This is a genomic window from Streptomyces clavifer (assembly GCF_036345975.1).
GTDB lineage: Bacteria > Actinomycetota > Actinomycetes > Streptomycetales > Streptomycetaceae > Streptomyces > Streptomyces clavifer.
On sequence record NZ_CP107793.1, the window covers coordinates 5,396,642 to 5,420,392 of the forward strand.

Consider the following 23,751-nt stretch of genomic DNA (forward strand, 5'->3'; position numbering starts at 1 on the left):
GTGGGACCGGGGCCTCGACTGCCACTGACGGCGGACGCCACCCGTCACCTGATCCGAACCGGACCCCGACGCGGGGCGGGCCCCGGACATGGCTCCGGCCGCCCCGGTCGCCGATGACGGCTCCGGGGCGGCCGGAAAAGCTGAGAGATCGTCGACCCTGCGGGGGCCTCACGGGCCCGCTGAGGGCTAGAAGCCGAAGTCCTGCGTCCACCAGGGGCCGCCGGAACCCATGTGCACACCTACGCCGAGCGTCGTGTAGTCGCAGTTGAGAATGTTCGCGCGGTGGCCGTCGCTGTTCATCCAGGCGTCCATGACCGCCTGTGCGTCGGCCTGGCCGCGGGCTATGTTCTCGCCACCGAGACCTTCGACGCCGGCCTTCGCGGCACGGTCCCAGGGGGTCGCCCCGTCGGGGTCGGTGTGGTCGAAGAAGCCGCGGGCCGCCATGTCCTCGCTGAAGGCCTGGGCGAGCGCGGTCAGGGAGGCCCGGGCGGTGACCGGGCTGCAGCCGGCCTTCGCGCGCTCCTGGTTGACCAGGGCGATCACGGCTGCCTGCGCGGAGGTGCCGGCCGGGGCCTCCGCCGTACGGCTGGGCGAGGCGGACGAGGTCTTCGGAGCGGTCGGAGCCTTGGTGGCCGGGGTCGAACTCTTCTGCGACTCCGTGGCCGGCGCCGTGGTCCGGTCCGGCTTCTCCTTCTTCTCCACCTGTTTCGAAGCGGAGGCCGAGGGCTTCTTGCCCGGGTCGGCAGAGGCGGACTTCGAGGGCGCCGCGGAACGATCGCCACCCCGCGTGGCCTCGGCGGAAGCGGAAGCCGACGCCCGGTCGGTCGGCTCCGCCGAGGAGCCGCCCTGGGTCAGCAGGTCGGGGGCGCCGCCCGCGCGGACCTGGTCGGCGGCGGGGCCGCCGCTGACGCTGTAGGTGTCGCCACCGGGCAGCAGACCGGATGCGACGGCCACCGCACCCACGGCCACTGCGGCGGAAACGCCGAGAAGCCCGGTGCGCAGGGGCACTCCGGCCCGCTTCTTCCGCCGGGCACCGCGGTGCCCGCCTGCCGCGCCGTCCGGCTGCTGCTCAGCGGCGGGGGCTGCGCCTGCGCGTCGATGGCGTCCCATGCGCTGTGCCTTCCTCGTGCTCGGCGGCGCCGCTGCGACGTCACCGTGTTCACCGTCGGTCTCACCCGTTCGGGTGAGGCTATTGCGACGGGACTGTACGCCATGACGTATTGGGCCCATGTGCTCCTCGAGCAATTGGTTGGTTAGCGTTCGAGCATGAACGAAGACGCACGGCTCGTCGTCTGGGTACGCGGCCGAGTACAGCAAGTAGGATTCCGCTGGTTCACCAGGGCAAATGCTCTGAAGATCGGAGGCCTCACCGGCTTTGCCCTCAATCTCGACGACGGCAGGGTGCAGGTGGTGGCCGAGGGGCCGCGTGACAATTGCCACCGTCTGCTCGAGTGGCTCGCGTCCGACGACACACCCGGCCGCGTGGACGGCGTGACTGAGATCTGGGACACGCCGCGCGGGGTTTATGACGGATTCGCGATCCGCTGAGGCGGCCCGGTAAAGGGTGCGTGGATCCGCTCCGTATCCGGCGTGCGGCGGGGGGTGACGGGGAAGGCCGGGAAGACCGCGCACCCGAAATGACCTGCGAAACAACCCGGTGGCGGGGCGTGGTTGCGAAGACGTGTATGTCGTGCCAGGCTGCGGCATTGACGAAGATCTCCACGCCCTACGGGACCCTGCAGGAGAGTCGCGCCGCATGATCGACCGGCCGCGCACCCCCGGGACACCCGCCACCACGGCGTGTGATCGTGTTGACCGTCAAACTTTTTGGTGAGACGCTGAAAACCCCGCGCACCTTAGCTGTTTGGCAGAGCTGGTTGGCAGCATAACCGCAGTGGCGACAGAGCACTGCCGAGCACCGCGGGTGCGATTCCCTCACGACCCACACCGCATCGGTCGGTCACTCAGTGTGGAGGACCATCCATCATGGCAAAGGCGCTTCTCGGTTACGTCGGCGGTTCCGACCCGCGACTCCTCGCCGAGATGCGACGGCTCCAGCAGCGCGTCCAGGACCTGGAATCCGAGCTCGTACGGATCCAGGACGAGAACGACGCGCTCAACGCCGCCGCTCAGCACCAGGACTCGCTGCTCGACAGCATCGACATCGACGTACCTCAGGCGGAGCCCGCGCTGACCTGACCCACTGCCCCGCCGGGGCATGTCGGGCTGCTCGGGATCACCACCGGAATGTCCTCGTCACGGATCGCTGTCACGGAACACAACCGTCGTCCTCGAAAACCGGGGACTGCTCGTGATCCACCTGTTCGCGATCCGTCACGCAGGACTGTGCGAGATTCAACTGCGCGAGATCACAAGGGACGCCACGGCGTCCCTTTTTTCTTTCCCCCCGGCCTGCCCCCGACGTATTGCTCTTGGCTTACCGTCTGATGTGCCCTGCACCTTCATCAGCGAAACCGAGAGTGAAAGGTAGAGTCCGGCGGCGTGCACCTCAAGGCCCTGACCCTGCGTGGTTTCAAGTCATTCGCTTCCGCCACGACGCTGCGGTTCGAACCGGGGATCACCTGCGTCGTCGGTCCCAATGGGTCCGGAAAATCCAATGTGGTGGACGCGCTCTCCTGGGTCATGGGCGAACAGGGGGCCAAAAGCCTGCGCGGCGGCAAGATGGAAGACGTGATCTTCGCCGGTACCACCGGCAGACCGCCGCTCGGCCGGGCCGAAGTGTCGCTGACCATCGACAATTCCGACGGCGCTCTGCCCATCGAGTACGCCGAGGTGACGATCACCCGGATCATGTTCCGCAACGGCGGCAGCGAATACCAGATCAACGGTGACACCTGCAGGCTGCTCGACATCCAGGAACTCCTCTCGGATTCCGGTATCGGCCGTGAGATGCACGTCATCGTCGGCCAGGGCCGGCTGGACGCCGTACTGCACGCCGATCCGATGGGGCGCCGCGCCTTCATCGAGGAGGCGGCGGGCGTGCTCAAGCACCGCAAGCGCAAGGAGAAGGCGCTCCGGAAGCTCGAGGCGATGGGAGCCAACCTCGCTCGCGTCCAGGACCTCACCGACGAACTCCGGCGCCAGCTCAAACCCCTGGGACGGCAGGCGGCTGTGGCCCGGCGGGCCGCCGTCATCCAGGCCGATCTCCGGGACGCCCGGCTGCGGCTGCTCGCCGACGACCTGGTGCGGCTGAGGGAGGCGCTGCGCAGCGAGATCGCCGACGAAGCGGCCCTCAAGCAGCGCAGGGAGGCCGCGGAGGCCGATCTCAAGGCGGCACTCGCCCGCGAGGCTGACCTGGAGGACGAGGTGCGGCGCCTGGCGCCGCGGCTGCAACGGGCCCAGCAGTCCTGGTACGAACTCTCGCAGCTGGCCGAGCGCGTGCGGGGCACGGTCTCGCTCGCCGACGCCCGGGTGAAGAGCGCCACCGCCGCACCGGAGGAGGAGCGGCGCGGCCGGGACCCCGAGGACATGGAGCGCGAGGCCGCCCGCATCCGTGAGCAGGAGGCGGAGCTCGGGGCTGCGCTCGAGGCGGCGGAACACGCGCTGGAGGACACCACGGCGCACCGGGCTCGGCTGGAAGGGGAGTTGGCGGCCGAGGAACGCAGGCTCAGGGACGCCGCCCGTGCCATCGCCGACCGGCGCGAAGGGCTCGCCCGGCTGAACGGACAGGTCAACGCCGCCCGTAGCCGCGCCGGTTCGGCGCAGGCGGAGATCGACCGGCTGGCAGCGTCCCGCGACGAGGCGGGGGAGCGGGCGGCCGCTGCGCAGGAGGAGTACGAGCAGCTCAAGGCCGAGGTCGCGGGGCTGGACGCGGACGACGCGGAGCTGGCGGAACAGCACGACACGGCGAAGCGCGAGCTCGCGGAGGCGGAGGCGGTGTTCGGCAGGGCACGGGAGGAGGCCACCGTCGCGGAACGCAAGCGTGCCGCGGTCGCCGCCCGTCACGAGGCGCTCTCGCTGGGACTGCGGCGCAAGGACGGTACAGGGGTGCTGCTCGGTGCGGGGGACCGGCTGCCGGGGCTGCTCGGGCCGGCCGCGGAGCTGCTCACGGTGGCTCCGGGGCACGAGGTGGCGGTGGCGGCGGCGCTGGGGACCGCGGCCGACGCGATCGCGGTGCGCGATCCGGCCACGGCCGCCGAGGCGATCCGCCTGCTCCGGAAGCGGGACGCGGGGCGTGCGGCGCTGCTGGCGGCCGGCGCGGGAGGTGGGCAGGTGCCCGCTCAGGGTGCCGAGCCGGACCGCGTGCCCGCAGTGGGCCAGGCTCCGGTGCCGGGGCAGGGCTCCCCGCACGGTGCAGCGGACGGGGAGGCGCGGCAGCAGCGAGCGGTGGCCGCCACCGCTCCGGCCGTCGTCGCCGAAGGACTTGCTGCTCCGGCCGTCGCCTCGCTGGTACAGGGCCCCGCCGAACTGATGGCGGCCGTGAGGACGCTGGTGCGCGACATGGTCGTCGTCAGCACCCTGGAGGACGCCGAGGACCTGGTGGCCGCCCATCCCGGGCTGACCGCGGTGACCGGCGACGGCGATGTGCTGGGCGCGCACTTCGCGCACGGCGGATCCGCCGGGGCGCCCAGCCTCCTGGAGGTGCAGGCGTCCGTGGACGAGGCCGCCGCCGAGCTGGCCGATCTCGCCGTACGGTGCGAGGACCTCGCCGGGGCCCAGGGGCTCGCCGCCGAGCGGCGCCGCGAGGGGGCCGCCCGTGTGGAGGTGCTGGGGGACCGGCGCAGGGCGGCCGAACGGGAGAAGTCCACCGTGGCCCAGCAGCTCGGCCGGCTGGCCGGGCAGGCACGGGGCGCCGCCGGGGAGGCCGAGCGGACGGCCGCGTCCGCGACCAGGGCCCAGGAGGCGCTGGAGCGCGCCACCGAGGAGGCCGAGGAACTCGCGGAACGGCTGCTGGTCGCGGAGGAGACCCCGGTCGAGGAGGAACCGGACACCTCCGTGCGGGACCGTCTCGCCGCGGACGGCGCCAACGCCCGCCAGACCGAGATGGAGGCCCGCCTCCAGGTCCGTACCCACGAGGAACGCGTCAAGGGACTCGCCGGGCGGGCCGACGCGCTGGACCGGGGGGCCCGCGCCGAGCGCGAGGCCCGCACGCGTGCCGAGCAGCGCCGGGCCCGGCTGCGGCACGAGGCAGCCGTGGCCTCCGCCGTGGCGTCCGGGGCCCGGCAGCTGCTCTCCCACGTCGAGGTCTCCGTCGTACGGGCCGGGGAGGAACGGGCCACGGCCGAGGCGGCGAAGGCCGAGCGCGAACGAGAGCTGGCGGCCGAACGCGGCCGGGGCCGCGGCCTCAAGAGCGATCTGGACCGGCTGACCGACTCGGTGCACCGGGGCGAGGTGCTCGGTGCCGAGAAGCGGCTGCGCGTGGAACAGCTGGAGACGAAGGCGCTGGAGGAGTTCGGCGTGGAGCCGGCCGGCCTCGCCGCGGAGTACGGGCCGGCCCAGCTGGTCCCACCGTCCCCGGCGGCGGACGGGGAGGAGCTGCCGGAGGACCCGGAGCACCCGCGCAACCAGCCGCGGCCGTTCGTCAGGGCCGAGCAGGAGAAGCGGCTCACGTCGGCCGAACGGGCGTATCAGCAACTCGGGAAGGTGAATCCGCTCGCCCTCGAGGAGTTCTCGGCGCTGGAGGAGCGGCACAAGTTCCTCTCCGAGCAGCTCGAAGACCTGAAGAAGACCAGGGCCGACCTGATGCAGGTGATCAAGGAGGTGGACGAACGGGTCGAGCAGGTCTTCACCGAGGCGTTCCGGGACACCGCGCGTGAGTTCGAGGGGGTCTTCTCCCGGCTCTTCCCCGGAGGCGAGGGCCGGCTCGTCCTGACCGACCCGGACGACATGCTGACGACCGGACTGGACGTCGAGGCGAGGCCGCCGGGCAAGAAGGTCAAGCGGCTCTCACTGCTGTCGGGCGGCGAGAGATCCCTTACGGCCGTTGCCCTCCTGGTGTCCATCTTCAAGGCCAGGCCGAGCCCCTTCTACGTCATGGACGAGGTCGAGGCAGCCCTCGACGACACCAATCTGCAGCGTCTGATCCGGATCATGGAGGAGCTCCAGGAAAGCTCCCAGCTCATCGTGATCACGCATCAGAAGCGGACGATGGAGGTCGCCGACGTGCTCTACGGCGTCTCGATGCAGGGAGACGGAGTCTCCAAGGTGATCAGCCAGCGACTGCGCTGAGGGTCGGTCGCGCCGAGAACGGCGTGGTCATGCACTCTTCACAGAATCTTCAACACTTGGACGTGCCTTCATGGCGACACCGGGTACGTGTGGGTCCAGCTCGGCATCCACCCGGGTGTTGACTTCGAAACTTGAACGCATAACCTCAGCAATGTTGTTTTTACCTTCAAGTGGTGGTCGGCCGTCAGTTGTGCGCCACTGGGAGGGTTCACCCCCCACGCCTGACGTTGCGGCCAGGTATCAGGAGTCTCATGTGACCAGCACAGCGCGCGGACCGGAGTCCGGATCCCGGGATGCCCACCCGGACCATCTCGGCCATGTCATCTTCATCACGGCAGCCGCGGCCATGGGCGGCTTCCTCTTCGGGTACGACAGTTCCGTCATCAACGGCGCTGTCGAGGCCATCCGCGACCGGTACGACATCGGCTCCGGGACGCTGGCCCAGGTCATCGCCATCGCCCTGATCGGCTGTGCCATCGGGGCGGCCACGGCGGGACGCATCGCCGACCGGATCGGCCGTATCCGCTGCATGCAGATCGCCTCGGTGCTGTTCACCATCAGCGCCGTGGGATCCGCCCTGCCGTTCGCCCTGTGGGACCTCGCCATGTGGCGGATCATCGGCGGCTTCGCGATCGGCATGGCCTCGGTCATCGGTCCGGCCTACATCGCCGAGGTCTCGCCGCCCGCCTACCGCGGCCGCCTCGGATCCTTCCAGCAGGCCGCCATCGTCATCGGCATCGCGATCTCGCAGCTGGTCAATTACGGCATCCTGCAGATCGCCGACGGCGACCAGCGCGGTGAGATCGGCGGCCTCGAGGCCTGGCAGTGGATGCTCGGTGTCATGGTCGTGCCCGCCATCCTCTACGGGCTGCTGTCCTTCGCGATCCCCGAGTCGCCGCGCTTCCTGATCTCTGTCGGCAAGAAGGACCGGGCCCGGAAGATCCTGGAAGAGGTCGAGGGCAAGAACGTCGACCTCGACGCACGGGTGAACGAGATCGAAACGGCCATGCACCGCGAGCACAAGTCGAAGTTCAGCGACCTGCTCGGGAGCCGTTTCGGCTTCCTGCCGATCGTCTGGGTCGGTATCGGACTGTCCGTGTTCCAGCAGCTCGTCGGCATCAACGTCGCGTTCTACTACTCGGCGACGCTGTGGCAGTCCGTCGGCATCGACCCGACCGACTCGTTCTTCTACTCCTTCACCACGTCGATCATCAACATCATCGGCACCGTGATCGCCATGATCCTCGTGGACCGGGTGGGCCGTCGGCCGCTCGCGCTCGTCGGTTCGGTCGGTATGGCCGTGGCGCTGGCCTTCGAGGCATGGGCCTTCTCCGCGGACCTGGTGGACGGCAAGCTTCCCAACACCGAGGGCACCGTAGCCCTGATCGCCGCCCACGTCTTCGTGCTCTTCTTCGCACTGTCGTGGGGTGTCGTCGTCTGGGTCTTCCTCGGCGAGATGTTCCCGAACCGCATCCGCGCCGCCGCGCTCGGCGTCGCCGCGTCGGCGCAGTGGATCGCCAACTGGGCCATCACCGCGAGCTTCCCGAGCCTGGCCGACTGGAACCTGTCGGGCACCTACATCATCTACACCTGCTTCGCCGTGCTCTCGATCCCCTTCGTGCTCAAGTTCGTGAAGGAGACCAAGGGCAAGGCGCTGGAGGAGATGGGCTAGTCCCCGCTGCCCCTCTCCTCGGTACCGGGCGCTGCCCCGGTCCGGCCCATGCCGGACCGGGGCAGCGCTGCGCCGGGGTACGGGTACGGGCGGGCCGTGGCGGCGCGGCGCGCGGCGTTCAGAAGACGGCGGGTTCTGTGGTTCTGCCCTCGGAGGGGCGCGGCAGCAGCGCGTACACACCCGCCGCGACCACGATCGTCGCGGCCCAGCCCAGCCCGTCCCGCCCGATCCAGGTGTCGGCCAGTGGTCCGGTGAACCACCCGGCCCCGGTGAAGAGCAGCCCCACGACGAGGGCCGAGGCCCAGGCGGTGACGGCCTGCCAGCAGTAGCCGGACGTGTACCAGTAGGCGCTGCGGGGTGTGGTGTCCAGGAGCGCTGCGGCGTCGTACGTCCGTCCGCGCAGCAGATCCACGCCGAAGACCCCGATCCAGGCGGAGACCGTCACACCGAGCAGGGTCAGGAAGGAGACGAACGTGTCGATGAAGCTGGTCGCCACCATCATCAGCAGCCCGCCGAGGAGCAGGCTGATCGTGGCGTTCACGCCCACGGCCCAGGCGCGGGGGATCGCGAAGCCCAGCGTCTGCGCGGTGAATCCGGCGGAGTACATCGACATCGCGTTGATCAGCACCATGCCGACGACGGCGAAGAGGAGGTACGGCACCGAGATCCACACCGGCAGCAGCGCACCGATGAACGCCACCGGATCCTTCGCGACGGCCAGCTCCGGTGCGCCCACCGCCATCACCGCGCCCATCAGGACCATCGGCACGACCGTCACCAGGGCTCCGCCCATCGCTGCGGCGACCATCGCCCGGGCGGACGCGGAACGCGGCAGGTAGCGGGCGAAGTCCGGAGCCGAGGGAACCCAGCTCAGGCCCCCGGCGGCCACTGTCCCGATCCCCGCGACCAGCATCGCCACCGGGCCCGCCGGCCGGTCCAGGACGGTCCTCCACGGCGTCGAGCCGATCAGATGGACCAGGACGAGGACACCGGCGCCCCCGAACAGGTACGCGGAGAGGGGGCAGCACACGGCCAGCGCCCGGATTCCGAGCCCTGAGACCAGGAAGCTGCACGCGACGAAGACGGTGAGGGTCACCAGCATCAGTGTGCTCGTGGTCCGGACGTCGAACAGCAGGTCGAGCACGGCCAGAAGGGCGTAGGAGCCGGTGACCGCGTTGAGCGTCTCCCAGCCCCACCGGGCCACCCACAGCAGGGCGCCGGGCAGGAGGTTGCCGCGCTGTCCGAACACCGCACGGGAGAGCGCCATGCCCGGGGCGCCGCCACGCTTCCCGGCGACCGACACGAGGCCGACGAGGCCGAAGGACAGCGCCGGTGCCGTGACCGCGACGGCGAGCACCTGCCACAGGTTCAGCCCGTTGAAGACCGTGAGCCCGGCGCCCACGGTCAGCAGCAGCACCGTCATGTTGGCTGCCACCCAGGTGGGGAAGAGGCTGCGGACCCGGCCGGAGCGCTCGGAATCGGGGACGGGATCCAGGCCACGGTTCTCCACGGACAGCAGCGTACCTTTACCCTCAAAAGTGCACATAAGCCCTCGTGGTGGCCCGCGCGGTCCGCCGCGACCGCGCCCCGGAGCACGGCGACTGACGGCGTCGGGTATCGAGGCTCAGCCGGCACGCGGGCGGTTGCCAGGTGGCCTCTGCTGCCTCGGCGCGGGATTCGCCACCGCCATGACGTCGGCCCGTCCCTCGGGATCGCCGTCGCTGACGGCATGACGCTGCTGAGAACATGGGCTGCCGCGGCCCGGACCGCGGGCGCGACCCGGGCAACGTCCGCCTCGGCAACGGGTCCCACCCCGGGTGTGACCGAGGTGCGCGCCGAAGGGGCACCGAGATGGTCTTGAAGCTCTGAGCGCTGCGCTTGCCCCTCTGGTCCGGAGGGACACGCACGCTGCTCTGCCAGCAGCAGAACACCAGCAAAACCGGGCTCGACGATCACTACAGTCCAGTCCCATGACGACGATCACGACGCGTGGTGTCGCGTATCCGGCCGACGGTCTGACGATGATCGGGTACCTTGCGCTCCCGGCCGGTGTCGACCGCCGGCCTGCGGTGCTGCTCGGACCGGAGGGCATGGGGCTCAGCGACGTCGAGCGCCGCCGGGCCGACGCTCTCGCCGAGCTGGGATATGTGGCGCTGGCCTTCGACCTTCACGGTGGGCGCTATCTGGGCGACCCCGAGGAGATGCTTGCCCGTTGCCTGCCGCTGCTCGCTGATCCCGACCGGATGCGGGGCATCGGCCATGCGGCGCTCGACGTGTTGCGCACCGAACCGCGGACCGACCCCGACCGGATCGCCGCCATCGGCTACGGCACCGGGGGCGCCGTCGGGCTGGAACTCGGGCGCGATGGCGTCGGCCTGCGCGCGATCGGGACAGTCAACGCGACCACCACGGGCCGACCGGGTGAGGCGGCGCGCATTCGCTGCCCGGTGTGGGCCGGGGTCGGGTCGGAGGACCCGATCATGCCGCCCGCGCGACGGAACGCGTTCACCGCCGAGATGCAGGCCGCGGGCGTCGACTGGCGCCTCACGGTCTACGGCGGCGCCTTGCACGCCTTCCACCACCCGCCGGTCGGCCACCCTGTGGTCCCCGGCGTCGGCTACCACCCACGGCACGCGCAGCGGGCCTGGCGCGATGTCGTCGACCTGCTCGCCGAGTGCCTGCCCGTGACGGAGGATCCGGGGCATGACCCAGGTGAGGATGCCGGCGCCGGGCACTGACGGTCCCCTCCCCTCACGTCCGCACAGCAGAACCGCATGCGGGCGGATGCTCGATCGCACAAGCACGTCCGCACTGCCGCAGTGAATACCGGATCTCCTGCGACGGAACCCTGTCGTGACCGTCGCGGCATGCGGCGGTCCGTTCCGGCCGTCGGGGCGAGGCGTACGCGTCTACTGCGGCTTCCCTGTGCCGACCTCGTGCGAAGTCACATCAAGATCGACTCATCGCCCCTTCGGCGCGTATCCCGGCTGGACCCCACCCCGAGGGTCCTCGCCGGACTCGCAGCCCTCGCCCTGCTACCGGCATCGCTGCCGCCGACGCAGTCGGCCCACCGCGAAGTGCCGACTGGCCAGCTGTCACCCGGGTCGCCCGTTCACCGGTAAGGGCTCCCCGGTGGCGTACAGGTGCAGGACGTCGTGGCCGGTCCCGGCCTCGTCGACGTGCGCGGGCGGCGCTGCGGAGCCTCAGGCCCTCCCCGGACGGCGGCGGGCGCCCGGCCGTAGCCGTCCGGGGAGGGCGGGCCACCCCGGCATCACCGCGTTCGTGAGCAGGGTGCCGCACCGTGAGCGCCTCGGTGGCGAACTCGTCCACGTGCGCGGCCGTTCATGGCCCGGGTGCAGCAGGGGCACACCGGACGCCGGACCACAGGTGAGCCGATCCGTCATGGGCCGCCTCGCACACATCGCGAAAAACTCGCAGGTTCCGCGAACGCCGCTGGTCAGGGCAAGGACACGCGCGGTCATGACCTTGTGTCGATGGAGACCGAAGGGGCGGACGCAGCCCTGCGTCGACGTGCACACACACGCTCGACTGCACCAGAGACGCAGATCAGAGGTGTTCTGCCGGAGGGACTCAGGGGGGTCGTGATTGCCCGTACGCGTACAGTCACGGGTTCGCACCTTCTGCGATTCCCCACCTTTCGTGGCCGATACTGGACAGGTTATGGAAATCGTCATCCTTGCTGTCATCATCGCCCTGGTCGCGGTCGGCCTGATCAGCGGGCTCGTGGTCAGCAGCCGCAAGAAGAAGCAGCTGCCGCCCTCGGCGCCGTCGAGCACGCCGACCATCACTCCTCCCGCCGAACCCCACGTCGGTGAGGAAGCCGAGGCGCCGCGCGACGAAGCGCGGCGCACCATCGAGGAGGCCGGGACCCCCGTCGGGGAAGCCCCGGTGGTCATCGAGCCGGAAGTCCCCGCGCTCGAGGTGCCCGAGCCCACCGCGGGCCGTCTCGTGCGGCTCCGCACCCGGCTGGCCCGCTCGCAGAACTCGCTGGGCAAGGGGCTGCTCACGCTCCTGTCGCGCGACAACCTCGACGAGGACACCTGGGAGGAGATCGAGGACACGCTCCTCACGGCCGACGTCGGCGTCGCCCCCACCCAGGAGCTGGTGGAGCGGCTCCGGGAGCGGGTCCGGATCCTCGGCACCCGTACACCCGACGGGCTGCGCGCGCTGCTGCGCGAGGAGCTCGTCGCCCTGCTCGGCCCCGACCTCGACCGTGCGGTCCGGACGGAGGGCGGCGCCGAGACGCCCGGTGTCGTGATGGTCGTCGGGGTCAACGGCACGGGCAAGACGACCACGACGGGCAAGCTGGCCCGGGTGCTCGTCGCCGACGGCCGCAGCGTCGTGCTCGGCGCCGCCGACACCTTCCGCGCCGCGGCTGCCGACCAGCTCCAGACCTGGGGCGAGCGGGTCGGCGCCCGTACGGTCCGCGGGCCCGAGGGCGGCGACCCCGCGTCGATCGCCTTCGACGCCGTGAAGGAGGGCATCGCCGAGGGTGCCGACGTGGTGCTCATCGACACCGCAGGCCGGCTGCACACCAAGACGGGCCTGATGGACGAGCTCGGCAAGGTCAAGCGGGTCGTGGAGAAGCACGGGCCGCTCGACGAGATCCTGCTCGTCCTGGACGCCACGACCGGGCAGAACGGACTCGTTCAGGCGAGGGTGTTCGCCGAGGTCGTCGACATCACCGGCATCGTCCTCACCAAGCTGGACGGCACCGCCAAGGGCGGCATCGTCATCGCCGTCCAGCGCGAGCTGGGCGTACCCGTGAAGCTCATCGGCCTCGGTGAAGGGCCGGACGACCTGGCTCCGTTCGAGCCGGAGGCCTTCGTCGACGCGCTGATCGGCGACTGACCGCACATACCGTGTACGGCACAAGGGCGGTGGACCCCGAGGGGGTCCACCGCCCTTGCGTCGTCAGGAGCGGTGGCATATGTAGGCCAGGGTGCCGAGCAGTAGCCGCGCCTGCGGAGGTGTCACGGCCGTGCCCGTCACCGGCGGGCGCAGCCAGCGGACCGGGCCGAGGCCGCCCAGGTCGGAGGGGGGAGCGGTGATGTACGAGCCCGGGCCGAACGCCCGCAGATCCAGGTCCGCGTCGTCCCAGCCCATCCGGTAGAGCAGCCCGGGCAGGCCGTTCGCGGCCCCCGGGGCGACGAGGAACTGTGTCCGGCCCGTCGGTGTCACGGCGACCGGGCCCAGCGGCAGGCCCATCCGCTCCATCCGGACCAGCGCGTGCCGGCCCGCGGGCTCGGCGACGTCGAGCACGTCGAAGGTGCGGCCCACCGGAAGCAGCATCGAGGCGCCCGGCACCTCTGCCCAGACCTCCGCGGCGACGCCGGGCGCGGCGCCCGCCGGGACCTCGCGGGCGAAGTCCAACGGATGGGCACCGGGGGCGGCGCACCCGGCGTCGCCGCACGAGCAGACGCCGGCCGCGGCCCGCGCGCCCGGAGCCACTGCCCATCCCCAGAGTCCTGTGTACTCCGCCACCGCGGTCGCGCCGGCTGCCGCGCGGTCGCGCCGCCGCGAGCCGGAACGCATCTCGCGGATGCCGCCGATCGTGAAGCCCATGCCCCCTCCAACGGGTCCGACTCACCGGTGGTTACGACCCGGAGTCCCTGAGCATCCTGTGCCGTCGCCACGGACCGGACGGCGCATTGAGCGGGCTCCAGGAGGGTGCGTGATCCCGCCGCGCGCCCCTGAATGCTTCACTCCGCTTGTTCCTGATCGCGGCATGTCAAGTGAATCGCGGACGGCCCGGAGCGGGTTCATCCGAAGGGGTGGCGAATGGTGGCGTTTCCACGATCGCCCTCGCCGGAGCGGTGATCGTAGGATTACCGTCGGTACCCGGACCCTGCAATTGCATGCGCGCTCACGGGTATGCCCCGGGCAACCCGCTCCTCTGTTCGGTGGCGCGCAACGTCCGTACGGGCAGCGCTGATGCACGGCATTCTGATAGAGGTTCGCGCGACAGGTTTCAGCGGGATGGGGGCGTTCCAGTGAGTGGCAGCGGCGCAGGCGAGACGAGTGCCGGGAGGCGCCCCAACGGGCAGTTGGGATCGTGGTTCGTGCGCAGCGGCTGGTCCAAGGGCGAGCTCGCGCGCCAGGTGAACCGGCGGGCACGCCAGATGGGCGCCCACCACATCAGCACCGACACCTCCCGGGTGCGGCGGTGGCTCGATGGGGAACAGCCCCGCGAGCCGATCCCGCGCATCCTCTCCGAGCTCTTCTCCGAACGCTTCGGAGCCGTCGTCGCGGTGGAGGACCTCGGGCTGCGCACCGCCCATCAGTCGCCGTCGGTCGCCGGGGTCGACCTGCCCTGGGCGGGCCCGCAGACCGTCGCGCTGCTCAGCGAGTTCTCCCGCAGCGACCTCATGCTGGCCCGGCGCGGCTTCCTCGGCAGCTCCCTCGCCCTGGCAGCGGGCCCCACCCTCATCGAGCCGATGCAGCGCTGGCTGGTGCCCGCCCCCCCCTCGGGGCGGCCGGAGCCGGTGCCGGCGGCGGCCGGGAGCCGGCCCTCGCGGCTCTCCCTGCCCGAGCTCGACCTGCTGGAGTCCACCACGGCGATGTTCCGCCAGTGGGACGCCCAGTGCGGGGGAGGACTGCGCCGCAAGGCCGTCGTCGGTCAACTCCACGAGGTCACCGACCTGTTGCAGGAACCCCAGCCCGAGGAGACCGCCCGCCGCCTCTTCCGGTGTGCGGCCGAACTGGCCGAGCTGGCGGGCTGGATGAGCTACGACGTGGGCCTCCAGCCCACCGCCCAGAAGTACTTCGTCCTCGCCCTGCACGCGTCCAAGGAGGCCGGGGACAAGCCGCTGGGCTCCTACATCCTGTCCAGCATGAGCCGCCAGATGATCCACCTCGGGCGGCCCGACGACGCCCTCGAACTCATCCATCTCGCCCAGTACGGCAGCCGCGAGTGCGCCACCTCGCGCACCCAGGCCATGCTGTATGCGATGGAGGCGCGCGCATACGCCAACATGGGCCAGCCCAGCAAGTGCAGAAGAGCGGTCAGGATGGCCGAGGACACCTTCGCCGACGCCGTCTTCGACGACGAGCCCGAGCCCGACTGGATCCGCTTCTTCTCCGACGCCGAACTGCACGGCGAGAACGCCCACTCCTACCGTGACCTGGCGTACGTCGCGGGCCGGAGCCCCACGTACGCCTCACTCGCCGAGCCCGTCATGGCCCGCGCCGTGGAGCTCTTCGGCGACGACGACGAGCACCAGAGGTCCTACGCGCTCAATCTGATCGGCATGGCCACCGTGCACCTCCTCCAGCGGGAACCCGAGGAGTCGACCGTGCTGGCCACCAAGGCCCTGAAGATCGCCAAGAAGGTCAGGTCGGAGCGCGTCAACACCCGGCTCCGCAAGACCGTCGACACCGCTGCCAGGGACTTCGGCGACATTCCCGAGGTCGCCCGGCTCACCGACCTGCTCACCGAGCAGCTCCCGGAGACCGCCGAAGCGGTCTGACCGGCCCTCCCGCCACCAGCCACGGCAGCCATCCCGTACATCCCGACTCGGCTCCCCCATCGCCAGGTCAGCGGGTGGCTGCCGTGGCCGGTTCACGTCCTCGGCATCCCAACCGCACCGTATGCGGCGCAACCGGCATGGTAGGCAGCACACCGGGTCCGACGCCCGCGGTTCATTCGGACGTAACACTTCACGCCCCTTCGTCACTGCGGTGAAACACCGTGCGGCATTCGTGGAAACCGCGCTGCGCGAATCTCATGGCGCATAACCGGCCCGCACCTTTTCACCGTGGTCCCGCACCCCCGCACGTGGCCGCACCGACGACGAGGAGACGCCGATGCCCCCAGGCATCACGACGCTTGCCGCAGACGCCCCCGAGCTGTCTGCCGCCAACACAGGGTTCATGCTCATCTGCTCCGCGCTGGTGATGCTCATGACCCCGGGTCTGGCCTTCTTCTACGGAGGCATGGTCCGCGTCAAGAGCACCCTGAACATGCTGATGATGAGCTTCATCAGCCTCGGGATCGTCACGATCCTGTGGGTGCTCTACGGATTCAGCCTCGCCTTCGGCACGGACGTCGGCTCCGTCATCGGCTGGAGCTCGGACTTCGTCGGGTTCAGCGGAATCGGCGTCACCGAGCTCTGGGACGGCTACACCATCCCGACCTACGTCTTCGCGGTCTTCCAGCTGATGTTCGCCGTGCTCACCCCGGCCCTCATCAGCGGCGCCCTCGCCGACCGGGTCAAGTTCACCTCGTGGGCCCTGTTCATCACCCTCTGGGTCACGGTCGTCTACTTCCCCGTCGCCCACTGGGTGTGGGGCGCGGGCGGCTGGCTCTTCGAGCTGGGTGTCATCGACTTCGCCGGCGGTACCGCCGTCCACATCAACGCGGGTGCAGCGGCCCTCGGTGTGATCCTCGTCATCGGCAAGCGGGTCGGCTTCAAGAAGGACCCGATGCGGCCGCACAGCCTGCCGCTCGTCATGCTCGGTGCCGCCCTCCTGTGGTTCGGCTGGTTCGGCTTCAACGCCGGCTCGTGGCTCGGCAACGACGACGGCGTCGGCGCCGTCATGTTCGTGAACACGCAGGTCGCCACCGGTGCGGCCGTCCTGGGCTGGCTCGCCTACGAGAAGATCCGCCACGGCTCCTTCACCACCCTGGGCGCCGCCTCCGGCGCCGTCGCCGGACTCGTCGCCATCACCCCCGCGGGCGGTGCGGTCAGCCCGCTGGGCGCCATCGCGGTCGGCGTCATCGCCGGTGTCCTGTGCGCCATGGCCGTCAGCCTGAAGTACAAGTTCGGCTACGACGACTCCCTGGACGTCGTCGGCGTCCACCTCGTCGGCGGCATCATCGGCTCCCTCCTCGTCGGCTTCTTCGCCACCGGCGGAGTGCAGTCCGACGCCAAGGGCCTCTTCTACGGCGGCGGCCTCGAGCAGCTCGGCAAGCAGGCCGTCGGAGTGTTCGCGGTCCTCGCGTACTCTCTGGTCGTCTCCGCGGTCCTCGCCCTCATCCTGGACAGGACGATCGGGATGCGCGTCTCCGAGGACGACGAGATCTCCGGAATCGACCAGGTCGAGCACGCCGAGACGGCCTACGACTTCAGCGGCGCCGGCGGCGGAGCGGCCCCGCGCAACACTCCGGCCCCCGGTGCCCCGGCAACCCCGACGAACAAGAAGGTGGACGCATGAAGCTCATCACCGCAGTCGTGAAGCCGCACAGGCTGGACGAGATCAAGGAGGCCCTCCAGGCCTTCGGCGTCCAGGGCCTCACGGTCACGGAGGCCAGCGGTTACGGGCGGCAGCGCGGACACACCGAGGTCTACCGGGGCGCCGAGTACACCGTCGACCTCGTACCGAAGATCCGCATCGAGGTCCTCGTCGAGGACGAGGACGCCGAACAGCTCATCGACGTCGTCGTCAAGGCCGCCCGGACCGGCAAGATCGGTGACGGCAAGGTCTGGAGCGTCCCGGTCGAGACCGCGATCCGCGTACGGACCGGCGAACGCGGTCCGGACGCACTCTGACCGACGGTTCCCGTGAACGGAAAGGCAGCTGGGTGACGAGCACCGAAGTGACCACCGAATCCGAGGACTCGGGACCCAGCGGCTACGCGGCGGCCCGGCTGCGTCTTCTCCAGGAGAAGACGCAGTCCGGGCCGCCGCGCCGTGCGGCCCTCGCACGCCTCACCGACGACTGGCTGACCGCGCTGTTCACGGCGGCCGCCGAGGAGTCGGGCGTCCGGGGCGCCGCCCTCGTCGCGGTCGGCGGGTACGGCCGCGGCGAACTCTCCCCGCGCAGCGACCTCGACCTCCTGCTCCTGCACGACGGCAGCGCCGACGCCGGAGCCATCGCCTCCCTCGCCGACCGCATCTGGTACCCCGTCTGGGACCTCGGCCTGGCCCTCGACCACTCCGTACGCACCCCCGGCGAGGCACGCGGGACCGCGGGGGAGGACCTCAAGGTCCAGCTCGGCCTCCTCGACGCACGCCCCGTCGCCGGAGACCTCGGACTGGTCGCCGGCCTGCGCACCGCGATCCTCGCCGACTGGCGCAACCAGGCACCCAAACGCCTCCCCGCCCTCGACGAGCTCTGCCGGGAACGCGCCGAACGCATGGGCGAGCTCCAGTACCTCCTGGAACCCGACCTCAAGGAGGCCCGCGGCGGTCTCCGCGACGCCACCGCACTGCGCGCCGTCGCCGCCTCCTGGGTCGCCGACGCCCCCCGCGAAGGACTCGCCGAAGCCCGCCGCACCCTTCTCGACGCGCGCGACGCCCTCCACCTCAGCACCGGCCGGGCCACCGACCGCCTCGCCCTGCAGGAACAGGACCAGGTCGCCGGAGCGCTCGGCCTCCTCGACGCCGACGCCCTGCTGCGCCAGGTGTACGAGGCCGCCCGGACCGTCTCGTACGCCACCGACGTCACCTGGCGCGAGGTCAACCGCGTGCTGCGCGCCCGCTCCGTGCGGCCCCGGCTGCGGGCGATCCTCGGCGGCGGCGCCAAGGCCGCCCCGGAGCGCACCCCGCTCGCCGAGGGCGTGGTCGAGGCCGACGGCGAAGTCGTCCTCGCCCGCACCGCCCGCCCCGAGAAGGACCCCGTCCTCACCCTCAGGGCCGCCGCCGCGGCGGCCGAGTCCGGGCTGCCGCTCTCCCGCCACCTCGTACGCCACCTCCGGACAGCCGCCCAGCCGCTGCCCGTGCCGTGGCCCGCGGAGGCCCGCGAGGAGCTCGTCACCCTGCTCGGCGCCGGTGAATCCACCGTCGGCGTCTGGGAAGCCCTGGAAGCGGAAGGCATCATCACCCGGCTGCTGCCCGACTGGGAGCGGGTCCACTGCCGTCCGCAGCGCAATCCGGTCCACACCTGGACCGTCGACCGCCACCTCGTCGAGACGGCCGTGCGCGCCGCCTCCCTCACCCGCCGCGTCGGCCGCCCCGACCTCCTCCTGGTCGCGGCCCTGCTCCACGACATCGGCAAGGGCTGGCCCGGGGACCACTCCGTCGCCGGTGAGGTCATCGCCCGCGACATGGCCGCCCGCATCGGCTTCGACAAACAGGACGTGGGGGTCGTCGCCACCCTCGTACGACACCACCTGCTGCTCATCGAGACCGCCACCCGGCGTGACCTGGACGACCCCGCGACCGTCCGCTCCGTCGCCGACGCCGTGGGCAGCGCCTCCACCCTGGAGCTCCTGCACGCCCTCACCGAGGCCGACGCGCTGGCCACCGGCCCCGCCGCGTGGAGCTCCTGGCGCGCCTCCCTGGTCACGGACCTGGTCAGGCGGGCCGCCTCGCTCCTCGCGGGCGAGGAGCCCGCCGCACCGGAACCGCTCGCCCCCAGCGCCGAGCAGGAACGCCTCGCCGTCGAGGCACTGCGCACCGGCGAACCGGTCCTGTCCCTGCACACCCAGCCCGAACCCGCCTCCGGGGACGGCGAACCGGAACCCGTCGGCGTGGAACTCCTCATCGCGCTGCCCGACCGGCCCGGAGTGCTCCCCGCGGCGGCCGGCGTCCTCGCCCTGCACCGCCTCACCGTCCGCGCGGCGGACCTGCGGGCCGTCGAGCTCCCCACCGAGCTGGGCGAGTCGGCCGGTCTGCTGGTGCTCAGCTGGCGGGTGGCCGCCGAGTACGGTTCCCTCCCGCAGGCCTCCCGGCTCCGCGCCGACCTCGTACGCGCCCTGGACGGCTCCCTCGACATCCGGGCCCGCCTCGCCGAACGCGAGGCCGCCTACCCGCGGCGGCGCGGGGTCAAGGCGCCGCCGCCCAGAGTCACCGTCGCGGCGGCGGGCTCGCGGCTCGCCACGGTGATCGAGGTGCGCGCCCAGGACGCCCCCGGACTGCTGCACCGGATCGGCCGGGCGCTGGAACAGACCGCCGTACGGGTCCGCAGCGCACACATCTCGACGCTGGGCGCGAACGCGGTGGACGCCTTCTACGTCACCGACGCGGACGGTGCGCCGCTGGCCGGGGAGCGTGCGGCGGCGCTGGCCAGGGAGGTGGAGAAGGCGCTGGCGTGACCCTGGGCGCCGGGCCGTCCACGCCCGGGGGCGGCCCCCGGCACCGGCCGTTCGTCACGAGAGGTGGCCTTCGGTACCGGGCCGTTCACCACGAGAATCGGGCGAGGTCTTTGCGTTCGGCGGGGTCCGGATACCCTGGAGGGCGATTGACCTGCCACCACCCCCGACCCTGAGGACCGACGAGCGCCGTGTTCGATACTCTCTCCGACCGCCTTGCCGCGACTTTCAAGAACCTCAGGGGCAAGGGCCGCTTGTCCGAGGCGGACATCGACGCCACGGCTCGCGAGATCCGAATCGCCCTGCTCGAGGCCGACGTCGCGCTGCCCGTCGTCCGGTCCTTCATCGCCAACGTCAAGGAGCGGGCGCGGGGGGTCGAGGTCTCCCAGGCGCTGAATCCGGCGCAGCAGATGATCAAGATCGTCAACGAGGAGCTCGTAGGCATCCTCGGTGGCGAGACCCGGCGGCTCCGGTTCGCCAAGACCGCGCCGACCGTGATCATGCTCGCGGGTCTCCAGGGTGCCGGTAAGACGACCCTCGCCGGCAAGCTCGGTCTCTGGCTCAAGGGCCAGGGCCACTCCCCGCTGCTCGTCGCCTGCGACCTCCAGCGCCCCAACGCCGTCAACCAGCTGAGCGTCGTCGCCGACCGCGCGGGTGTCGCGGTGTACGCGCCGGAGCCCGGCAACGGCGTGGGCGACCCGGTCAAGGTCGCCAAGGACTCCATCGAGTTCGCCAAGGCCAAGGTCCACGACATCGTCATCGTCGACACCGCCGGCCGTCTCGGCATCGATGAGGAGCTGATGCGGCAGGCCGCGGACATCCGCGACGCCGTCAGCCCCGACGAGATCCTCTTCGTCGTCGACGCGATGATCGGCCAGGACGCGGTCAACACCGCCGAGGCCTTCCGCGACGGCGTCGGCTTCGACGGCGTGGTGCTCTCCAAGCTCGACGGCGACGCCCGCGGCGGTGCCGCCCTGTCGATCGCCCATGTCACGGGCAAGCAGATCATGTTCGCCTCGAACGGTGAGAAGCTCGAGGACTTCGACGCGTTCCACCCCGACCGCATGGCGTCCCGCATTCTCGACATGGGTGACCTGCTCACCCTGATCGAGCAGGCGGAGAAGACCTTCAGCCAGGAAGAGGCCGCCAAAATGGCCTCCAAGCTGGCGTCGAGCAAGGGCAAGGACTTCACGCTCGACGACTTCCTGGCGCAGATGGAGCAGGTCAGGAAGATGGGCTCCATCTCCAAGCTGCTCGGGATGCTGCCCGGCATGGGGCAGATCAAGGACCAGATCAGCAACATCGACGAGCGGGACGTGGACCGCACGGCCGCGATCATCAAGTCGATGACACCGCACGAGCGTGCCGAGCCCACGGTGATCAACGGCTCGCGCCGGGCCCGTATCGCCAAGGGTTCGGGCGTCGAGGTCTCCGCGGTGAAGAACCTCGTCGAGCGGTTCTTCGAGGCCCGCAAGATGATGTCGAAGATGGCCCAGGGCGGCGGCATGCCGGGGATGCCCGGGATGCCGGGCATGGGCGGCGGTCCCGGCCGTCAGAAGAAGCAGATCAAGCAGGCCAAGGGCAAGCGCAAGAGCGGCAACCCGATGAAGCGCAAGGCCGAGGAGCAGGCGGCCGCGGCCCGCCGCGAGCAGGCGGCGGCGCAGGGCGGTGCCTTCGGGCTGCCGGCCCAGGAGGACAAGAACTTCGAGCTGCCGGACGAGTTCAAGAAGTTCATGGGCTGACCGGCCTGCCGGCATGACGAAGGGGCGCCCGCTCGCGGGCGCCCCTTCGCCGTTCCGCACCGTTCTCGTCAGGTGACGCACACCAGGTAGCGGAAGACGTTCGGCATCCAGACCGTGCCGTCGGGCCGCAGGTGCGGATGCAGCGCTTCCGCGACCTCCTTCTCCGCCTGGGAGCGGTCCGTCGCCCGGATCGCCGCGTCGAACAGCCCGGTCGACAACAGGCCGCGCACGGCGCTGTCCAGGTCGGCGTAGCCGAACGGGCAGGAGACCCGGCCGGAACCGTCCGGCTTCAGCCCGGCCCGCGCGGCCACCTCTTCGAGGTCGTCCCGCAGCGGCGGGCGCCAGCCGCTCCCGGAGCGCGCGGTGCGCGACGACTCGGCGAGCCGGGCCGCCACCCGGAGCACCGGGGCCGTCGCGCAGCGCTCCGGCGGCCCCCATCCGGTCAGCACCACGGTGGCCCCTCGCGCGGCCAGCGGCACGGCGGAGGTCAGGGCGGGTGCGAGACCGTCACAGTCGCCGGCGGCGCAACCGATCGGATCGAACGCGGTGAGCAGGTCGTAGGGCGCCTCTCCGGCGGGCGCGGCCGCCGACGGGACGTCGTCCACGAGCCTGGCCCGCGCCCGCGGCGCCGTCCCGGCCGGTTCCTGTCCCGCGCCGGACGCGAAGCGCTCGCGCGCCAGGGCGAGACGTTCACGGTCGGTGTCGCAGCCGGTGACGTGTGCCCCCCGGGACGCCGCGATCAGCAGCGCGAGCCCGGAACCGCAGCCGAGGGAGAGCATCCGGGTGCCGGCCCCGACTTCGAGCCGCTCGAACACGGCTTCGTAGAGCGGCGCCAGCATGCGCTCCTGGATCTCGGCCCAGTCGCGGGCACGGGTACCGGCGTCCACCGTGGCGGTCGAGTCCGCATACCTGTGGTGCCGGACGAGCGTGGGTGTCATGGGATGCGCCCCAATCCGCCGAGAGGTCGGTCGTGCCCGAGTGAGGTCCCCCATGTGTACGTGCGCCGTGCTCTGTGCGGCAGGTGGTGCGCATGCCGCGTTCCGTGATGCGTGTGCCGCGTCCTGGGCGCCCGCATCCCCCCGTATGCCAGAGAACTCCGCATCCGCGGTCCCGTCCAGGGGTCGGGTGGCATTGCTTGCGTGCTCCGGTCGTGCGCCCCCGGCTCCGGGTCGTGACGGCGGGCGCCGGGACCGGTGCGCCCGAGGCTCGCTCCTCACAGTCTTACCCGACATGCGGGGGGCGGCACGTCGAGGGCTCCGGCCCCGCCGGGCTCGGGTTCGTGCCGGCTGCTCCATGCCGGGTAATGTCGCCCACGAAGGCCCTTCTACGGTCCGGCGCGTACGACACGCTACGTACCGTCTTGATGCGAGCTGTGTGACTTCTCCGCAGATCTGCGCACCCGCCCTCGTCCGAGCGCATCAGCGGCAACTGACTGGTACGTGCAAATTATTTGGGATGCCCCGGAATAGGAACACCGGAGCCCTCAGGCTCGTTATCACGACGTGAGCACGACACCACCTGTACTTGCCGCAGAGCTGGCACAGGCGTGGGCCGACATTCAGCGGTACCACTCCGAGCTGCCCGATCTTGCCGCGCCAGAGTCCCTGATCGGAGAGTCCTCGTCCGCCTGTGGCGCCGAGCTCTCCTTCGAACGACTGCTTCACGAGGCAGTCCACGGCATCGCCGCCGCACGAGGTGTCCGGGACACCTCGCGGGCGGGCCGCTACCACAACCGGCGTTTCCTCGCGATCGCGGAGGAGCTGGGCCTCGACCATGCCGAGGAGCCCCACCCCAGCAGCGGATTCTCGCTGGTGACGCTGAACGCGGAGGCCAAACGCAGATACCGCCCGACGACGGAACGGCTCCAGCGTGCGCTCAAGGCGCACACCGTGGCCACCGCCGCCGACACCAAGCGCTCCTTCCGCGGCCCCGCCGCCCGGCACGGCTCCTCCGGGGGAGGTGTGCGGGTCAAGGCCGTCTGCGACTGCGGGCGCAACGTCCGGGTCGTGCCCTCGGTCCTCGCCCAGGCGCCGATCGTCTGCGGCGGCTGCGGCAAGCCCTTCCGTATCCCCGAAGCAGCGGTCGCGGTGGGGTGACCCGATGTGGTGTGGCACAATGGCTAGCTGTACTCGACAGTCGCATAGGACCCCTCT

16 protein-coding genes are annotated in these 23,751 nt (G+C 71.1%); 12 read left to right on the top strand and 4 right to left on the bottom strand.

The features are described 5' to 3' along the window. Positions 1-186: 186 nt before the first annotated feature. Positions 187-1,110 (bottom strand): CAP domain-containing protein, encoded by a 924-nt coding sequence (locus tag OG927_RS23790; RefSeq protein ID WP_056791066.1) that lies wholly within the window; start codon positions 1,108-1,110, stop codon positions 187-189. 156 nt (positions 1,111-1,266) lie between these two features. Between OG927_RS23790 and OG927_RS23795 the strand changes: the two genes are divergently transcribed. The 4 genes from OG927_RS23795 to OG927_RS23810 all read left to right on the top strand — a co-directional run bounded on the left by OG927_RS23795 (position 1,267) and on the right by OG927_RS23810 (position 7,861). After that, the gene (locus OG927_RS23795; protein ID WP_330320745.1) at positions 1,267-1,548 is read left to right on the top strand and encodes an acylphosphatase; all 282 of its coding nucleotides are present in this window, start codon (positions 1,267-1,269) and stop codon (positions 1,546-1,548) included. A gap of 438 nt (positions 1,549-1,986) precedes the next feature. Then, positions 1,987-2,199: a hypothetical protein gene (locus tag OG927_RS23800; RefSeq protein ID WP_056791072.1), complete on the top strand. Its 213-nt coding sequence runs from the start codon at positions 1,987-1,989 to the stop codon at positions 2,197-2,199. A gap of 303 nt (positions 2,200-2,502) precedes the next feature. Continuing rightward, entirely contained in the window at positions 2,503-6,189 is a 3,687-nt protein-coding gene (locus tag OG927_RS23805; RefSeq protein WP_056791075.1) for an AAA family ATPase, read from the top strand. A gap of 253 nt (positions 6,190-6,442) precedes the next feature. Next, complete coding sequence (locus OG927_RS23810; RefSeq protein ID WP_056791077.1) at positions 6,443-7,861, top strand: sugar porter family MFS transporter; 1,419 nt, start codon at positions 6,443-6,445, stop codon at positions 7,859-7,861. Positions 7,862-7,979: 118 nt separating this feature from the next. Here OG927_RS23810 and OG927_RS23815 read toward each other — a convergent pair whose 3' ends face one another. Beyond that, positions 7,980-9,371: a purine-cytosine permease family protein gene (locus OG927_RS23815; protein ID WP_330320746.1), complete on the bottom strand. Its 1,392-nt coding sequence runs from the start codon at positions 9,369-9,371 to the stop codon at positions 7,980-7,982. Positions 9,372-9,831: 460 nt separating this feature from the next. Between OG927_RS23815 and OG927_RS23820 the strand changes: the two genes are divergently transcribed. Continuing rightward, positions 9,832-10,599, top strand: a complete 768-nt coding sequence (locus OG927_RS23820) for a dienelactone hydrolase family protein (RefSeq protein WP_124281074.1) — start codon at positions 9,832-9,834, stop codon at positions 10,597-10,599. Positions 10,600-11,542: 943 nt separating this feature from the next. Then, on the top strand, positions 11,543-12,733 hold the full coding sequence (gene ftsY, locus OG927_RS23825; RefSeq protein WP_124281073.1) for a signal recognition particle-docking protein FtsY: 1,191 nt from the start codon (positions 11,543-11,545) through the stop codon (positions 12,731-12,733). A 63-nt stretch (positions 12,734-12,796) separates the two neighbouring features. On the opposite strand, the gene OG927_RS23830 is transcribed toward ftsY, so the two are convergent. Beyond that, entirely contained in the window at positions 12,797-13,447 is a 651-nt protein-coding gene (locus tag OG927_RS23830; protein WP_330320747.1) for a bifunctional DNA primase/polymerase, read from the bottom strand. Between the two features lie 428 nt (positions 13,448-13,875). Here OG927_RS23830 and nsdA point away from each other — a divergent pair, with 428 nt between their 5' ends. The 5 genes from nsdA to ffh all read left to right on the top strand — a co-directional run bounded on the left by nsdA (position 13,876) and on the right by ffh (position 21,598). Then, positions 13,876-15,351 (top strand): transcriptional repressor NsdA, encoded by a 1,476-nt coding sequence (gene nsdA, locus OG927_RS23835; RefSeq protein WP_056791093.1) that lies wholly within the window; start codon positions 13,876-13,878, stop codon positions 15,349-15,351. A gap of 337 nt (positions 15,352-15,688) precedes the next feature. Then, positions 15,689-17,038 (top strand): ammonium transporter, encoded by a 1,350-nt coding sequence (locus tag OG927_RS23840; protein WP_330320748.1) that lies wholly within the window; start codon positions 15,689-15,691, stop codon positions 17,036-17,038. Beyond that, on the top strand, positions 17,035-17,373 hold the full coding sequence (locus OG927_RS23845; protein ID WP_014048583.1) for a P-II family nitrogen regulator: 339 nt from the start codon (positions 17,035-17,037) through the stop codon (positions 17,371-17,373). The genes OG927_RS23840 and OG927_RS23845 overlap by 4 nt, the downstream gene beginning before the upstream one ends. 32 nt (positions 17,374-17,405) lie before the next feature. Next, positions 17,406-19,859 carry a [protein-PII] uridylyltransferase gene (locus OG927_RS23850; protein WP_330320749.1) on the top strand — a complete coding sequence of 818 codons (2,454 nt, stop codon included), beginning with the start codon at positions 17,406-17,408 and terminating at the stop codon, positions 19,857-19,859. A 188-nt stretch (positions 19,860-20,047) separates the two neighbouring features. Further along, positions 20,048-21,598 carry a signal recognition particle protein gene (ffh, locus tag OG927_RS23855; protein WP_056791101.1) on the top strand — a complete coding sequence of 517 codons (1,551 nt, stop codon included), beginning with the start codon at positions 20,048-20,050 and terminating at the stop codon, positions 21,596-21,598. Between the two features lie 68 nt (positions 21,599-21,666). Here the strand turns inward: ffh and OG927_RS23860 are convergent, their stop codons facing one another. Continuing rightward, positions 21,667-22,536 carry a methyltransferase domain-containing protein gene (locus OG927_RS23860; RefSeq protein ID WP_319099228.1) on the bottom strand — a complete coding sequence of 290 codons (870 nt, stop codon included), beginning with the start codon at positions 22,534-22,536 and terminating at the stop codon, positions 21,667-21,669. A gap of 564 nt (positions 22,537-23,100) precedes the next feature. On the opposite strand from OG927_RS23860, the gene OG927_RS23865 reads away from it, so the two are divergent. Next, positions 23,101-23,694 carry a hypothetical protein gene (locus OG927_RS23865; protein ID WP_056791107.1) on the top strand — a complete coding sequence of 198 codons (594 nt, stop codon included), beginning with the start codon at positions 23,101-23,103 and terminating at the stop codon, positions 23,692-23,694. The last annotated feature ends 57 nt before the right edge of the window (positions 23,695-23,751 follow it).

What these genes read in the sequence shown, in the direction of transcription:
- OG927_RS23800 (WP_056791072.1), top strand. Translation starts at nt 1,987, where the DNA reads ATGGCAAAGGCGCTTCTCGGTTACGTCGGCGGTTCCGACCCGCGACTC.
- OG927_RS23840 (WP_330320748.1), top strand. Translation starts at nt 15,689, where the DNA reads ATGCCCCCAGGCATCACGACGCTTGCCGCAGACGCCCCCGAGCTGTCT.
- ftsY (WP_124281073.1), top strand. Translation starts at nt 11,543, where the DNA reads ATGGAAATCGTCATCCTTGCTGTCATCATCGCCCTGGTCGCGGTCGGC.
- OG927_RS23860 (WP_319099228.1), bottom strand. Translation starts at nt 22,536, where the DNA reads ATGACACCCACGCTCGTCCGGCACCACAGGTATGCGGACTCGACCGCC.
- OG927_RS23790 (WP_056791066.1), bottom strand. Translation starts at nt 1,110, where the DNA reads ATGGGACGCCATCGACGCGCAGGCGCAGCCCCCGCCGCTGAGCAGCAG.
- OG927_RS23820 (WP_124281074.1), top strand. Translation starts at nt 9,832, where the DNA reads ATGACGACGATCACGACGCGTGGTGTCGCGTATCCGGCCGACGGTCTG.
- OG927_RS23830 (WP_330320747.1), bottom strand. Translation starts at nt 13,447, where the DNA reads ATGGGCTTCACGATCGGCGGCATCCGCGAGATGCGTTCCGGCTCGCGG.
- OG927_RS23795 (WP_330320745.1), top strand. Translation starts at nt 1,267, where the DNA reads ATGAACGAAGACGCACGGCTCGTCGTCTGGGTACGCGGCCGAGTACAG.
- OG927_RS23845 (WP_014048583.1), top strand. Translation starts at nt 17,035, where the DNA reads ATGAAGCTCATCACCGCAGTCGTGAAGCCGCACAGGCTGGACGAGATC.